Origin of the sequence: Hyphomonas beringensis, assembly GCF_000682755.1 — a bacterium.
GTDB lineage: Bacteria > Pseudomonadota > Alphaproteobacteria > Caulobacterales > Hyphomonadaceae > Hyphomonas > Hyphomonas beringensis.
Window position 1 is genome coordinate 1 of record NZ_AWFF01000119.1, and the last position, 303, is coordinate 303.

Genomic DNA, 303 nt, shown 5'->3' on the forward strand with positions numbered 1-303 from the left:
CTGTCGGCAGGGTCAGGATATAATTGTCCTGATCCGCGCCCGTCAGCTCATATTGCGCCGTCAACAATTTATTCGCGCGGGCATTCTTGTCCGACATCACACCGTATTCGGTACTTGAATCCAGGGCCACGGTACCACCAGCCAGATCGGACGCGACGGCATTGTCCAACTGAGCGCCCGTCAGCTCGACACGTGTCGTCCCGTCATAGGGGCGGTCCACCACAGAGATGTTCGTGAGCGTCAGAACACGGTACTCGGTATTTGGATCCAGAGCCACGGTACCACCAGCCAGATCGGACGCGA

General features: G+C 58.1%; 1 protein-coding gene. It reads right to left on the minus strand.

Annotated features, from left to right (window positions below; genetic code table 11):
- Nucleotides 1-303 (minus strand): YDG domain-containing protein (locus tag HY29_RS19500; protein ID WP_034799899.1); only part of this gene is annotated, 303 nt, incomplete at both ends.